This is a genomic window from Streptomyces flaveolus (assembly GCF_044765825.1).
Lineage (GTDB): Bacteria > Actinomycetota > Actinomycetes > Streptomycetales > Streptomycetaceae > Streptomyces > Streptomyces flaveolus.
This window is the reverse complement of record NZ_JBIWKU010000004.1, coordinates 136,763-150,081: the sequence shown is the minus strand read 5'-3', so window position 1 is coordinate 150,081 and position 13,319 is coordinate 136,763. Positions and strand designations below refer to the sequence as shown.

General features: G+C 72.1%; 11 protein-coding genes. 7 read left to right on the top strand and 4 right to left on the bottom strand.

The window, feature by feature from the left end; genetic code table 11:
- Positions 1-23 precede the first annotated feature (23 nt).
- From ACIRG6_RS13960 to ACIRG6_RS13950, 3 genes are all read right to left on the bottom strand, one after another.
- The gene (locus ACIRG6_RS13960; protein WP_403322672.1) at positions 24-1,115 is read right to left on the bottom strand and encodes an NAD(P)-dependent alcohol dehydrogenase; all 1,092 of its coding nucleotides are present in this window, start codon (positions 1,113-1,115) and stop codon (positions 24-26) included.
- Entirely contained in the window at positions 1,112-1,618 is a 507-nt protein-coding gene (locus ACIRG6_RS13955; RefSeq protein ID WP_364684000.1) for a DUF4334 domain-containing protein, read from the bottom strand. Before ACIRG6_RS13955 ends, ACIRG6_RS13960 begins: the two co-directional genes overlap by 4 nt.
- Before the next feature lie 73 nt (positions 1,619-1,691).
- A complete protein-coding gene (locus tag ACIRG6_RS13950; protein WP_364683998.1) occupies positions 1,692-2,399 on the bottom strand; it encodes a TetR/AcrR family transcriptional regulator in 708 nt (235 codons plus the stop codon).
- A 262-nt stretch (positions 2,400-2,661) separates the two neighbouring features.
- On the opposite strand from ACIRG6_RS13950, the gene ACIRG6_RS13945 reads away from it, so the two are divergent.
- The 6 genes from ACIRG6_RS13945 (at position 2,662) to ACIRG6_RS13920 (ending at position 11,428) form a co-directional block, all read left to right on the top strand.
- The gene (locus tag ACIRG6_RS13945; protein WP_403322669.1) at positions 2,662-3,816 is read left to right on the top strand and encodes a CaiB/BaiF CoA transferase family protein; all 1,155 of its coding nucleotides are present in this window, start codon (positions 2,662-2,664) and stop codon (positions 3,814-3,816) included.
- Positions 3,816-4,841 (top strand): LLM class F420-dependent oxidoreductase, encoded by a 1,026-nt coding sequence (locus tag ACIRG6_RS13940; RefSeq protein ID WP_403322667.1) that lies wholly within the window; start codon positions 3,816-3,818, stop codon positions 4,839-4,841. The genes ACIRG6_RS13945 and ACIRG6_RS13940 overlap by 1 nt, the downstream gene beginning before the upstream one ends.
- On the top strand, positions 4,838-5,986 hold the full coding sequence (locus ACIRG6_RS13935; RefSeq protein ID WP_403322665.1) for an acyl-CoA dehydrogenase family protein: 1,149 nt from the start codon (positions 4,838-4,840) through the stop codon (positions 5,984-5,986). The genes ACIRG6_RS13940 and ACIRG6_RS13935 overlap by 4 nt, the downstream gene beginning before the upstream one ends.
- A 74-nt stretch (positions 5,987-6,060) precedes the next feature.
- Complete coding sequence (locus ACIRG6_RS13930) at positions 6,061-7,275, top strand: acetyl-CoA C-acetyltransferase (protein ID WP_403322662.1); 1,215 nt, start codon at positions 6,061-6,063, stop codon at positions 7,273-7,275.
- A 34-nt stretch (positions 7,276-7,309) separates the two neighbouring features.
- A complete protein-coding gene (locus ACIRG6_RS13925) occupies positions 7,310-9,523 on the top strand; it encodes a 3-hydroxyacyl-CoA dehydrogenase NAD-binding domain-containing protein (RefSeq protein WP_403322661.1) in 2,214 nt (737 codons plus the stop codon).
- Between the two features lie 72 nt (positions 9,524-9,595).
- On the top strand, positions 9,596-11,428 hold the full coding sequence (locus ACIRG6_RS13920; protein ID WP_403322659.1) for an AMP-dependent synthetase/ligase: 1,833 nt from the start codon (positions 9,596-9,598) through the stop codon (positions 11,426-11,428).
- 71 nt (positions 11,429-11,499) lie between these two features.
- On the opposite strand, the gene ACIRG6_RS13915 is transcribed toward ACIRG6_RS13920, so the two are convergent.
- The gene (locus tag ACIRG6_RS13915) at positions 11,500-12,639 is read right to left on the bottom strand and encodes an acyl-CoA dehydrogenase family protein (protein WP_365024679.1); all 1,140 of its coding nucleotides are present in this window, start codon (positions 12,637-12,639) and stop codon (positions 11,500-11,502) included.
- 75 nt (positions 12,640-12,714) lie between these two features.
- Between ACIRG6_RS13915 and ACIRG6_RS13910 the strand changes: the two genes are divergently transcribed.
- On the top strand, positions 12,715-13,311 hold the full coding sequence (locus tag ACIRG6_RS13910; RefSeq protein WP_239764628.1) for a TetR/AcrR family transcriptional regulator: 597 nt from the start codon (positions 12,715-12,717) through the stop codon (positions 13,309-13,311).
- Positions 13,312-13,319 lie beyond the last annotated feature (8 nt).

Genomic DNA, 13,319 nt, shown 5'->3' with positions numbered 1-13,319 from the left:
ACCGCACGGCCCGGCCCGCGCGGTCAGGCGAAGGTGAGGACGGGCTTGACCGCGCTGCCGTCGCGCATGGCGGCCACGGCGGCGTGGATCTCCTCGAAGGGGAACGTGGTGACCAGCCGGTCCACCGGGAAGAGGCCGCGCCGGTGCAGGCCGATCAGCTCGGGGACGAAGCGGGCGGGGTCGGAATCGCCCTCCATCACCCCATGCAGGCGGACCCCTTTGGTCATCAGGCGCATCATGTCGAACGTCACCTCACCGCCGAGACCGAGGAAGGCCAGCGCGCCGCGCGGGCGCAGCGCCTCGACGGCACGGTGGAGCATCTCCGCCCGGCCCGTGGTGTCCACGACGTGGTGCGCCCCGCCACCGGTGAGATCGCGCAGCGCCGCCGCCAGACCCTCACCCGGGGGCAGCGCCGCCTCGGCGCCGAGTGCGACGGCCAGGTCCCGCCGGGAGGCGACCGGGTCGACCGCCACCACGGGGTCGCAGCCGGCGGCCACCGCGGCCATCAGCGCGCTCAGTCCGACCCCGCCGGCCCCGAGAACCACGAGTGAGGTCCCCGGTTCGGGGCGCAGCCGGTTGAGCACCGTTCCCGCGCCCGTCTGCGCGCCGCAGCCCAGGGGCGCGACGACCGTGGCCGGCAGGCCGGAAGGCACCTTGACCACGCCGCGTTCGTGGACGACCGCGTACGTGGCGAAGCTGGACTGACCGAAGAAGCCGCCGTGCAGAGGAGCGCCGTCGAGGAGGAGCGGGGTGCTGCCGTCGCCGCGTCCGCCGGAGAGGTTGAGGTCCCGCGCCGAGTGGCAGTACGCCGGGTGGCCCGCCCCACACTGCGGGCACGCGCCGCAGCTGGCGAACGTCAGGCAGACGTCGTCCCCCGGCACGACACCCGTCACCTCCGCGCCCACCGCCTCGACCCGGCCGGCGCCCTCGTGGCCGAAGACCATGGGGGTGAGCAGCCGGGGCCAGGTCGCCTGGATCCCCAGGTCCGTGTGGCACACCCCGGCCGCGGTCATCCTGACCAGCACCTCACGCGGTCGCGGCTCCTCCAGCTCCACGTCCCGCACGGTGAACGGTGCGCCCGGTTCCTGGGTGACGGCGGCGCGGACGCGCCTCACAGGTCCTCGCCGGATCGCCGGCCCGGGGCGGTGCCGTCGACGCGGTCGAGGAAGAAGTAGTAGTAGGGGCCGTCGGCGGGGATGCCCTTGCCGTTCATGATGCCCATGAGGGTGGTGTCGTCGACCCGTTTGAAGTGGTCGAGGACCGGGCGGCCGTCGTAGATCATCGTCGCGGTGTACTCGCCGCGGAACTCGACGGTCCACAGGCTGGCCTCACCCTGGCCCAGCTCGCGGTTGGAGTACAGCCGGCCCTCGGCGTCGCGGCAGACCAACGGCTTGACGTCGTGCACGGAGGTGAACGTCTTGCCGTACCAGCCGGCCTGCTCCAGCATGCCGTTGAGGGGATGGCCGGTGTCGAACTCGCCACCCTTCCACTCGCCCAGGATCTCTTCGAGCCGTACGGTGTCCAACCCGGCCCAGACAGCGTCCAGTTCGGCCGCCTCGACCGTGCCTTTCGTCTCGCGGAGCGCCTGGAAACGGGTGCGGGCTTCGCGCGGGTCCATGCGGTGTCCTCTCGTCGATGCTGAAACCGTGACGGTGGTGCCGTGAGGCAGCGATCCCGGAACCCCGTCCGCGTCACCGGACGCTGTGGGGTGCCGGACCGCGGGAGGCCGCGGGGCGCCGGAGGGACGGGGGTGCCGCTTCGCCGGTGAACGCGCCGGGGTACCCCACGGTGCCGAGGCTCAGCAGCACATGGCGTTCGGCGACCTCCTCCGCGCTGAGCGGGCCGTCGGGACGGAACCAGTTGGCGACGCCCTGGCACATGATGAGCACCGAGCGGACGGCGTCGGCCGGGATCGGCGTCGTGAACACCCCCTCGGCGCGGCCCGCTTCGACCGTGTCCAGCAGCATGTGCTGGAGGTAGTCGCGCAGCGCCACGTAGCGGGCCCGGTTGCCTGGCTCCAGGCTGCGGATCTCGGTGTCCAGGAAGGCCAGGGACCGGCGGTGGGCCATGTAGAGCACGATCGACTCGACCATGCCGCAGAACCTCGCCAGCGGATCGGGCCCGGCCTCCGCGGCCGCCGCCCGGCAGCGGTCCAGGACGTCCTTGATGGACGTCTCCAGCAGGGTGGCGAGCAACGCCTGCTTGTTCTCGTAGTGGTAGTACAGCGCGGGCACGGTGACGCCGACCCGGCCGGCGATGTTGCGGACCGAAGTGCCGTGGTAGCCGTGCTCGTTGAAGGCGTCCATGGCGTGCGCCAGGATCGGGTGCAGGTCGGGCGGCCCGTAGCGGCGCCAGTGCTGCGCCGGGGCCGCGGTGTCCTGGCTCGGCTCGGTGCTCAACGACTCTCCTCGGAACATGCGTCGACGGGCGGCATCGTACGACCGTGAGTCCGGAATTCCTCTCCTCTTGCGAGCTTAGCGATCGCTCAGCAACGGGCGGGGGCCTCACCTTCGGCTCTGTCTGCTTTCCCCGGCAAGTCCCGCCGAAACTCCTGGTGTTCAGGGCGTTGACCGATCGACTGTGCGCTTCTACGTTCTTAGCGAACGCTCAGTAAGGTCCTGGTCGCGCGGCGGCAGCCCGCCGTGCCCGAGAGAGGAACCCATGAGCCACCACCCCCCTGACGCCCACGGCCGCGGCAGTGCCGGACCGCTGGACGGCGTGCGCGTGGTCGAGCTGGCGGGCATCGGGCCCGGCCCCTTCGCGGCGATGCTGCTCGGGGACCTGGGCGCCGACGTGGTGCGCGTCGACCGTCCCGGACCCGGGCCGCTCGCCGGTGATTCCGCCCACGACGTGACCAACCGCAACAAGCGCTCGGTCCTGGTCGACCTCAAGTCGCCCGACGGGCCGGCGACCGTGCGGGCCCTGGCGGCACGCGCGGAGATCCTCCTGGAGGGCTACCGCCCGGGGGTCGCGGAGCGGCTCGGAGTCGGCCCCGAGGAGTGCATGGCCGTCAACCCCGCCCTGGTGTACGGCCGGATGACCGGCTGGGGGCAGCAAGGGCCGCTCGCGCCGCTGGCCGGTCACGACATCGGCTACATCGCCACGGCCGGCGCCCTCTCCATGATCGGCGCCCCGGACGGACCGCCCGCCGTCCCCGCCAACCTGCTCGGTGACTACGCCGGCGGCTCGCTCTACCTCACCACCGGCGTCCTGGCCGCGCTGCTCACCGCCCGCGCCACCGGCCGGGGCCAGGTCGTGGACGCCGCGATCGTCGACGGCGCCGCCCACCTCACCGCCCTCTTCTGGGGCATGCTCGCCGGGGGCACCTGGCAGGACGCCCGCGGACGCAACACGCTCGACGGCGGCTGCCCGTACTACTGCGTCTACGAGACCGCCGACGGCGGCTGGATGGCGGTCGGCGCCCTGGAACCGCAATTCTACGCCGTGTTCGTCTCGCTGCTCGGCCTGGACGGCGACGACCTGCCGGACCGCGCCGATCCGCACCACTGGGCCGAGCTACGGGCCCGGTTCACCGCCCGGTTCAAGGCCGCGTCCCGCGACGAGTGGACGGCCGTCTTCGAAGGCACCGACGCCTGCGTCGCCCCCGTCCTCTCACTGCGCGAGGCGGCCGGCCACCCGCACCTGACCGAGCGCGGCACCTACACCGAGGCGCACGGCGTCACCCAGCCCGCGCCCGCGCCCCGCTTCTCCGCCACCCCCGGCACTCTCCGGCTGCCTCCCGCCGTCCCCGGCGCGGGCACCGCCGACGTGGCCCGCGACTGGGACCTGCCCGAACTGCTGAAGGGCCGCCGCTGATGGAACTGTCCTCGCCTCTGACGTACACCGGCGACCCGCGCGAGGCGGCGGACCGAGCCGCCACGCTGGAGTCCGCCGGCCTCGACGCCGTCTGGGTGGCCGAGGCCTACGGCTTCGACTCCCCGACGGTCATGGGCTACCTGGCCGCGAAGACCGAGCGGATGCGGATCGGCTCGGCCGTCCTGAACGTCTACTCACGCACCCCCGCCCTGATCGCCCAGACGGCCGCCGGCCTCGACGCCCTCACCGGCGGCCGCGCCCTCCTGGGCGTCGGCGCCTCCGGACCGCAGGTCGTCGAGGGCTGGCACGGCCGCCGCTACGACCGCCCGCTGGGCCGCACCCGCGAGGTGATCGAGCTGTCGCGGCGGATCTGGCGGCGCGAGGTGATCGAGCACCACGGCATCACCGACCTGCCCCTTCCCCCCGAGAAGGGCGGCACCCTCGGCAAACCCCTGAAACTGCTCACCCACCCGGTCCGCGTCACCATCCCCGTGTACGTCGCCGCACTCGGCCCGGCCAACGTCCGGATGACCGCCGAACTCGCCGACGGCTGGCTGCCGTTCCTCTACGCGCCCGAGCACGCCGCCGAGGTGTGGGGACCGTCCCTGGCCGAGGGCACCGCCGAGCGCGATCCCGCACTCGGACCGCTGTCGGTCGTGGCGGGCGGCCCGCTCGCCATCGGGGACGGCGCCGAGACGGTCCGCGACCTGATGCGCCCGGCCGTCGCCCTGTACGTCGGCGGCATGGGCGCCCCCGGCCGCAACTTCTACCACGACCTGGTCTGCTCCTACGGCTACGAGGCCGCGGCCGCCGCCGTCCAGGAGCACTACCTCGCGGGCCGCAAGAAGGACGCGGAGGCCGCCGTGCCGGCCGAACTGCTGGAACAGATCTGCCTGGCCGGCCCGGAGGGCTATGTCCGTGACCGCGTCGAGGTCTTCCGGGAGGCGGGGGTGACGATGCTCAACGTCACCCCCGTCGGCCCCGAACCCGCCCGGCTGGTCGAACGCGTGAGGAGTTGGCTGTGACATTGGAACGAGACCTGTACGGCCCCGACCACGAGGCCTTCCGCGAGACCGTGCGGACCTTCCTCGCCAAGGAGGTGGCCCCGCACCACGAACGGTGGGAGAAGGACGGCGTCGTCGACCGCGAGGTGTGGCGCTCGGCGGGCCGCCAGGGCCTGCTGGGGATGGCCGTCGGCGAGGAGTACGGCGGCGGTGGCACCGAGGACTTCCGCTACAGTGCCGTGCTCATCGAGGAGTTCGCCCGCGCCGGCGCCTCCGGACTCGCCCTGAGCCTGCACAACGACATCGTCGGCCCGTACCTGACCCGGCTCGCCACCGAGGAGCAGAAGGGGCGCTGGCTGCCCGGGTTCGTCTCCGGCGACATCGTCACCGCCATCGCCATGACGGAACCGGGCGCCGGCTCCGACCTCCAGGGCATCCGCACCACCGCCACCGACCGGGGCGACCACTACCTGCTCAACGGCTCCAAGACCTTCATCTCCAACGGCATCCTCGCCGACCTCGTCGTCGTGGTGGCCCGCACCACCCCCGAGGGTGGCAGCCGCGGGCTGAGCCTGCTCGTCGTCGAGCGCGGTGCGGACGGCTTCGCACGCGGCCGCAACCTCGAGAAGATCGGCCAGAAGGCCCAGGACACCGCCGAGCTGTTCTTCACCGACGTACGCGTCCCGAAGGAGAACCTGCTGGGGGAGGAGAACCGCGCCTTCACCCACCTGATGGCCCATCTCGCCCAGGAACGGCTGGCCATCGCGGTCGGCGCCGCCGCCGCGGCCGAGGAGATCCTCGACGTCACCACGCGGTACGTGAAGGAGCGCGAGGCGTTCGGGCGGCCGCTGGCCAAGCTCCAGCACGTCCGCTTCGAGATCGCGGAGATGGCCACCGAGACGGCGGTCACCCGAACCTTCCTGGACCGCTGCGTCACCGAGCACAACAAGGGCCGGCTCGACGCCGCGCACGCGTCGATGGCCAAGTGGTGGGCGACCGAACTGCAGAAGCGGGTCGTCGATCGGTGTCTGCAACTCCACGGCGGCTACGGCTACATGAGCGAGTACCGGGTGGCGCGATCGTTCCTCGACAGCCGCATCCAGACCATCTACGGCGGCACCACCGAGATCATGAAGGAGATCATCGGCCGCTCCCTCCTCGGCTGATCCCGCGCCGACCGCCCGCATCGAAGCCGTGCCGCATCCGCGGCCCGTCGTGACCCCCATGGAGGGCACTCGAGATGACCACCGAAGCGTACGTGTACGACGCGATCCGCACCCCGCGCGGACGCGGCAAGGCGAACGGAGCCCTGCACGGCACCAAGCCCGTCGACCTGGTCGTCGGCCTCATCCACGAAACCCTCAGCCGCTTCCCGGACCTAGACCCGGCGGCGATCGACGACGTCGTCCTCGGTGTCGTCGGCCCTCTCGGTGACCAGGGCTCCGACATCGCCCGCATCGCCGCCATCGCCGCCGGACTCCCCGACACGGTGGCCGGCGTCCAGGAGAACCGCTTCTGTGCCTCGGGTCTGGAGGCCGTCAACATGGCGGCCATGAAGGTCCGTTCCGGCTGGGAGGACCTGGTCCTCGCGGGCGGCGTCGAGTCCATGTCCCGCGTCCCGATGGGCAGCGACGGGGGAGCCTGGGTGCTGGACCCGCGCACCAACCACGACACCGGCTTCGTGCCGCAGGGCATCGGCGCCGACCTGATCGCCACCATCGAGGGCTTCACCCGCCACGACGTGGACGCCTACGCGGCCCTCTCCCAGGAGCGGGCCGCCGCCGCCTGGAAGGACGGCCGCTTCGACCGGTCCGTCGTCCCCGTCCGGGACCGCAACGGGCTGCTCGTCCTCGACCACGACGAGCACCTGCGCCCCGGCACCACCGCCGACTCCCTCGCGAAGCTCAAGCCCTCCTTCGCCGACATCGGCGAACTCGGCGGCTTCGACGCCGTGGCGCTGCAGAAGTACCACTGGGTGGAGAAGATCGACCACGTCCACCACGCGGGCAACTCCTCCGGCATCGTGGACGGCGCCTCCCTCGTCGCCATCGGCAGCACGCAGGCCGGTGAGCGTCATGGTCTGGTCCCGCGGGCCCGGATCGTCTCCGTCGCGGTCTCGGGTTCCGATCCCACCGTCATGCTGACCGGGCCGGCTCCCGCCTCACGCAAGGCCCTCGCCAAGGCCGGGCTGACCATCGACGACATCGACCTGGTCGAGATCAACGAGGCGTTCGCGGCGGTCGTCCTGCGCTTCGTCAGGGACATGGGACTGTCCCTGGACAAGGTCAACGTCAACGGCGGCGCCATCGCCCTCGGTCACCCGCTCGGCGCCACCGGCGCGATGATCCTCGGCACCCTCGTCGACGAACTGGAGCGCCAGGACAAGCGGTACGGCCTCGCCACCCTGTGCGTGGGCGGCGGCATGGGCATCGCCACCATCGTCGAGCGCATCTGACCCCCTCCCGACGGATCACCTGGAGCACCTCCTGATGAGCACCGAGTCCACCACCATCCGCTGGGAGCAGGACGACACCGGCGTCGTCACCCTCGTCCTGGACGACCCCGACCAGTCCGCCAACACCATGAACGCCGCGTTCATCGACTCGCTCGACGCCGTCGCGGCGCGGCTCGCGGAACGCCGTGACGGCATCCGCGGTGTCATCGTCGCCTCCGCCAAGAAGAGCTTCTTCGCCGGTGGCGACCTGCGCGACCTGATCTCCGTCACCCCGGAGACGGCGCAGGAGTCCTTCGAGGCCGGGATGCGGGTCAAGCGCTCGCTGCGCGTCCTGGAGACCCTGGGCAAGCCGGTCGTCGCCGCGATCAACGGCGCGGCGCTGGGAGGCGGTTACGAGATCGCCCTGGCCTGCCACCACCGCGTGGTCCTGGACACCCCGGCCGCCCGGGTCGGGCTTCCCGAAGTCACCCTGGGCCTGCTGCCCGGCGGCGGGGGAGTGACCCGCACCGTCCGGATGTTCGGCGTCGCGGACGCCCTGCGGAAGGTGCTCCTCGACGGCACCCCGTACGGACCTGAACGCGCCCTGGAGGCCGGCCTGGTCGACGAGATCGCCGCCGACCACGACGAACTCCTCGCCCGGGCACGCGCGTTCGTGGACGCCCACCCGCGGTCCGCCCAGCCCTGGGACGCCCCCGGCCACCGCATTCCCGGGGGTACGCCCTCGGACCCGGGGTTCGCCGCGCGGCTCCCCTCCCTCCCCGCGCTGCTGAAGAAGAAGACGGGTGGTGCGCCCTTCCCGGCGCCGCGCAACATCCTCGCGGCGGCCGTGGAGAGCAGCCAGGTCGACGTGGACACCGCCTTCGTCGTGGAGGCCCGATACCTGACGGAACTCGTCACCGGGCAGATCACGAAGAACATGATCCAGGCGTTCTTCTTCGACCTCCAGGCGGTCAATTCCGGCGCCAACCGGCCGAGGGGCGTCGAGTCCCGCCAGGTCACCAAGGTCGCCGTTCTGGGTGCCGGGATGATGGGCGCCGGTATCGCCTACTCGTGTGCCCGCGCGGGCATCGACGTCGTCCTCAAGGACGTCTCCCTGGAGGCGGCGCTCAAGGGCAAGGGCTACTCGGAGAAGCTGTGTGCCAAGGCCGTGGCCAAGGGCCGCACGACCCAGGAGAAGGCCGACGCGCTGCTCGCCCGGATCACCCCGAGCGCCGAGGCCGCCGATCTGGCGGGCTGCGACGCGGTGATCGAGGCGGTGTTCGAGGACACGTCGCTCAAGCACAAGGTGTTCCAGGAGATCGAGCACGTCGTCGCCCCTGACGCGCTGCTGTGCTCCAACACCTCGACGCTGCCCATCACGGCGCTGGCCGAGGGCGTCGAGCGTCAGGCCGATTTCATCGGGCTGCACTTCTTCTCGCCCGTCGACAAGATGCCGCTGGTCGAGATCATCAAGGGTGAGCGGACCGGTGACGAGGCCCTTGCCCGTGCTTTCGATCTGGTCCGGCAGATCAAGAAGACACCGATCGTCGTCAACGACTCGCGCGGTTTCTTCACGTCGCGGGTCATCGGTCATTTCATCAACGAGGGCGTCGCCATGGTCGGCGAGGGTGTCGAGCCCGCGTCCGTGGAGCAGGCGGCGGCCCAGGCCGGCTACCCGGCCAAGGTGCTCTCCCTGATGGACGAGCTGACACTCACCCTCCCGCGGAAGATCCGTGAGGAGGCCCGCCGGGCGGCCGAGGAAGCCGGGCAGAGGTGGGAGCCGCACCCCGCGGACGCCGTCGTCGACCGCATGATCGACGAGTTCGGCCGCCCGGGACGCTCCGGCGGCGCCGGCTTCTACGAGTACGGCGAGGACGGCAGGCGCGCCGGGCTGTGGCCGGGACTGCGCGAGCACTTCGGGGGTTCGGGGGGCCACCCCCCGGGCAAGCACGGCACCAGGCCCGGGCACGAGATCCCGTTCCGCGACATGCAGGAGCGCATGCTCTTCGTCGAGGCGCTGGACGCGGTGCGCTGCCTGGAGGAGAGCGTGCTGACCTCGGTGGCGGACGCCAACGTCGGCTCGCTGCTCGGCATCGGTTTCCCCGGCTGGACCGGCGGCGTCCTCCAGTACATCAACGGCTACGAGGGAGGTCTGCCCGGCTTCGTGGCCCGGGCGCGCGAGCTGGCCGAGCGCCACGGCGAGCGCTTCGTCCCGCCCGAGCTGCTCCTGCGCAAGGCCGAACGGGGCGAAACCTTCACGGACTCCTGAACGGAACCATGAACGGACCTGTGCACGGACTGTCGACTCCGGCCGTTTCCACCCGACCCGCAAGGAGGCCCCATGACATCAGCGCCCCGCGCCACCGGCGAACCGCCCGCCGCCCCGGCCGACCGGACCCTGACACAGCTGCTGGCCCGCAACGCCCGCGAGTACCCCGGCCTCCCCGGCCTCTCCTGGCAGCCGGCGGACGGGGACGGCGGCTGGACGACGCTCACCTGGGCGGAGATCCACGAGCACACCGGGCGCCTGGCCGCCGGTTACGCGGCACTCGGCGTCGGCCGCGGCGACCACGTGCTGCTGATGATGGCCAACCGGCCCGAACACTGGCTGTCCGACCTGGCGCTCGTCCGTCTCGGTGCCGTCCCGGTCAGCGTCTACGGCACCGCGGCCCCCGAACAGATCACCCACATCGCCCGCAACTGCCGGGCCCGTGTCGCCGTGGTGGAGGGGGCGGCGCAGGTGAAGACGTGGGAGCCGCTGCTGACCGACGCCGGCACACCGCTGGCGCGGCTGGTGGTGGCCGAGGCGGGCGACGAGGGCGGCCACCTCCCGTACTCCGCCCTGCTCCGGGAACGGGTTCCGGAGCGCTTCGCCGAGGAGCTGGACGCCGCGCGCCCGGGGGACGCGCTGACCGTCGTCTACACGTCCGGCACCACGGGCGAACCCAAGGGCGTCGTCGTCACCCACCGGCAGGTGATGGCCAACGCGCTGGCGCTGGACGCCGTGGTGGAGCTGCCGCCGCACGTCGAGCACATCTGCTACCTGCCGCTCGCCCACGTCGCCGAGCGGATGCTGGGCATCTACCTGCCCTGTCACCGGGTCTCGCACGTCTACCTCTGCGCCGACCCCACGGGCGTGGGCGCGGTCGTGCGCAAGGTGCGCCCCGCCCAGTTCTTCGGTGTGCCGCGGATCTGGGAGAAGCTGTGCGGGGCCATGCGGGCCGTTCTCTCCCTGACGCCGGCGGATCAACGGGCGGTCATCGACGAGGCGTCCGCGGTGGCCCGCGAGCACGTCGGGTACCGCGAGCGCGGTGAGACACCGCCCGCCGAACTGGAGGAGCGCTACGCCCGGGCCCGCCGGGAGGTCCTGTCGCCGCTGCTGGCCGCGGGTGGCCTGGACCGGGTCACCTGGGCGGCGAGCGCGTCGGCGCCCATGCCGGTCGACGTGGTGGACTTCTGGGCCGGGTTCGGCATCGTGATCATGGATGCCTGGGGGCTGACCGAGACCACCGGCGTGGCCACCACCAACAGCCCGCGGACCGGTTTCCGGATCGGCTCGGTGGGACGTCCCGTGGAGTGCGTGGAGGTCAGGCTCGCCGACGACGGTGAGATCGAGGTGCGCGGCGAGTCCGTCTTCTCCGGCTACCTCCAGCCGGACGGATCGGTGCGGTCCGTCCTGGACGCCGACGGCTGGCTGGCCACCGGCGACATCGGCCGGACGGACGAGGACGGCTATCTCTGGCTCACGGACCGGAAGAAGGAAATGATCATCACCTCGACGGGCAAGAACGTCTCGCCCGCCCTGGTGGAGAACGCGCTCAAGGAGCACCCGCTGATCGGCCAGGCGCTGGTGCACGGCGACCGGCGCTCCTACCTCGTCGCCCTGCTGGTGCTCGACGCGGAGGGCGCCCCCGCCTGGGCCACGGCCAACGGCGTCGAGGCGGACGGCGGACTCGCCGGGCTGGCGCGGCACCCCGCCGTCCGGGCCGAGGTGGAGCGCGCGGTGGCCGCCGCCAACGCCCGGCTCAGCCGCACCGAGCAGGTCAAGCGGTACGCGCTGCTGTCCGAGGAATGGGGTCCGGCGACCGGTGAGCTGACGCCCTCCCTGAAGATGCGGCGCCGGGTCATCCGGGACAAGTACGCCGACGCGCTGTCCGGGCTCTACCAGGACTGACCGGTCCGCACCGCTCTCCCCGCCCCGCCGCCCGAGACCGGGGCGGGCGGGGCGCCTCGCGCGCGGCCGGGTCAGAGGCCGTACGACTTGCCGATCACGTCCCGTTGGATCTCGCTGGTCCCGCCGTAGACCGTGGAGACGACCGCGGCCCGCAGGTGGCGCTCCATGTCGAACTCGGTGGTGTAGCCGTAGCCGCCCATCATCTGCATGCCCTCCAGGGCGGCCCGCTTGGCGATCTCGGTGGCCTTCAGCTTCGCCATGGACGCCTCCCGCGGGAACAGTTTGTCCGGCTGCGCGTCGCAGTCCGACGCCACCTCGCGCACCAGCAGCCGGGTGCACTCGATCTCGGTGGCGAGGTCGGCCACCCGGTGCCGCAGCGCCTGGAACGAACCGACGGGCCGGCCGAACTGCTCACGCTCGCGGACGTAGGCGAGCGCGTCGTCGAAGGCGCGGCGCGCCAGGCCCAGCATGTTCGACGCCAGGAACAGCCGCTCGTGGTTCAGTCCGGCCATCAACTGCCGCCAGCCGTCGTCCACCCGGCCCACCACCGCGTCAGCGGGCAGCCGGACACCGGTGAGGAACACGTCGTTGACCTCCCGGCCGCCCATGGTCTCGATGCCCCGCACCTCCACGCCCGGGGCGTCGGCCGGCAGGTGGAACATGGTCAGCCCGGCGTGCTTGTCCTCCCCGGTGCGGGCCACCAGCAGGATGCTCTTCGCGTGGTGCGCGTTGGAGATCCAGGTCTTCTGCCCCTCGATGGCCCAGGTGCCGTCCGCCGCCCGCCGGGCCCGGCAGCGCAGCGCGCCGACGTCCGAACCGGCCCCCGGCTCCGACATGGCGATGGACAGGACGTCGCCGTTCACGACACCGGTCAGCACCTCGTGCCGCTGCCGTTCGGTGCCGAACCGTTCGTACGCCTTGGCGGCGATGACGGTGGTGACGAAACCGCCGGCCGGGACCATCCCGTACGACGTCTCCTCAAGGAACAGACACGCGTCGGCCAGTCCGCCGCCGGAGCCCCCGTACTCCTCGGGCAGACACACCCCGAGCCAGCCCAGCGCGGCGAGCCTGGCGTACAGCCCGGCATGGTGGGCCTCGCGGCCGCCGCCGGTCAGCGCGTCACGCTGCTCCCGGGTGCCGCACTCGCGCTTGGCGAAATCCCGGACGGCCGCGACGAACGCGGACTGCTCTCCGGTGAGACGACTGCCCATGAGGTGTCCTCCAAGGTCGTGTGACAAAGTGTTGGTCGTTGTTTCTTGATTTCTCGGGACGGGGGTGTCGCTCTCGTGAGCACGGGCCTGAAGACCGGGACGGAGGACCGGACGGCGCGGCGCATCCTCGACGCCGCGCTGGAGCAGTTCACCGTCTTCGGCCTGCGCCGCTCCTCCGTGGACGACGTCGCCAAACGGGCCGGTGTCTCCCGGGTCACCGTCTACCGGCGCTTCCAGAACAAGGACAAGCTGGTCGAGCAGACCCTGCTGCGCGAGAACAGCCGGTTCTTCCAGCGGCTGGACGCGGCGGTGGCGGCGCTGCCGACCATGGAGGAACGGGTCGTCGAGGGATTCGTGGTCGCCCTGCGCCACACCCGTGCGCATCCGCTCTTCGGCGGTCTGCTGCGTCTGGAACCGGACGTCGTACTGCCCTATCTGACCGTGAACGGCGGCTCTTCGCTGGCCGCCACCGTCGAGTACCTGACGGGCCATCTGCGCCGTGCGCAGCAGGCCGAGGGCCGCCCCGACGAGGACCCGCGGCCGGTCGCCGAGCTCATGGTGCGGGTGGCGGTCTCCTTCCTTCTCAACCCCGCCAGCTGCATCGAGATGGACGACGAGGACCAGGCCCGGGCCTTCGCCCGCCGCTACCTGGCCCCCCTGCTGGACGCCTGACCGGCGGG

Coding starts and splice junctions, on each gene's coding strand:
- ACIRG6_RS13955 (WP_364684000.1), bottom strand. CDS start 1,618: ATGGACCCGCGCGAAGCCCGCACCCGTTTCCAGGCGCTCCGCGAGACG.
- ACIRG6_RS13945 (WP_403322669.1), top strand. CDS start 2,662: ATGAGCCACCACCCCCCTGACGCCCACGGCCGCGGCAGTGCCGGACCG.
- ACIRG6_RS13940 (WP_403322667.1), top strand. CDS start 3,816: ATGGAACTGTCCTCGCCTCTGACGTACACCGGCGACCCGCGCGAGGCG.
- ACIRG6_RS13930 (WP_403322662.1), top strand. CDS start 6,061: ATGACCACCGAAGCGTACGTGTACGACGCGATCCGCACCCCGCGCGGA.
- ACIRG6_RS13925 (WP_403322661.1), top strand. CDS start 7,310: ATGAGCACCGAGTCCACCACCATCCGCTGGGAGCAGGACGACACCGGC.
- ACIRG6_RS13920 (WP_403322659.1), top strand. CDS start 9,596: ATGACATCAGCGCCCCGCGCCACCGGCGAACCGCCCGCCGCCCCGGCC.
- ACIRG6_RS13915 (WP_365024679.1), bottom strand. CDS start 12,639: ATGGGCAGTCGTCTCACCGGAGAGCAGTCCGCGTTCGTCGCGGCCGTC.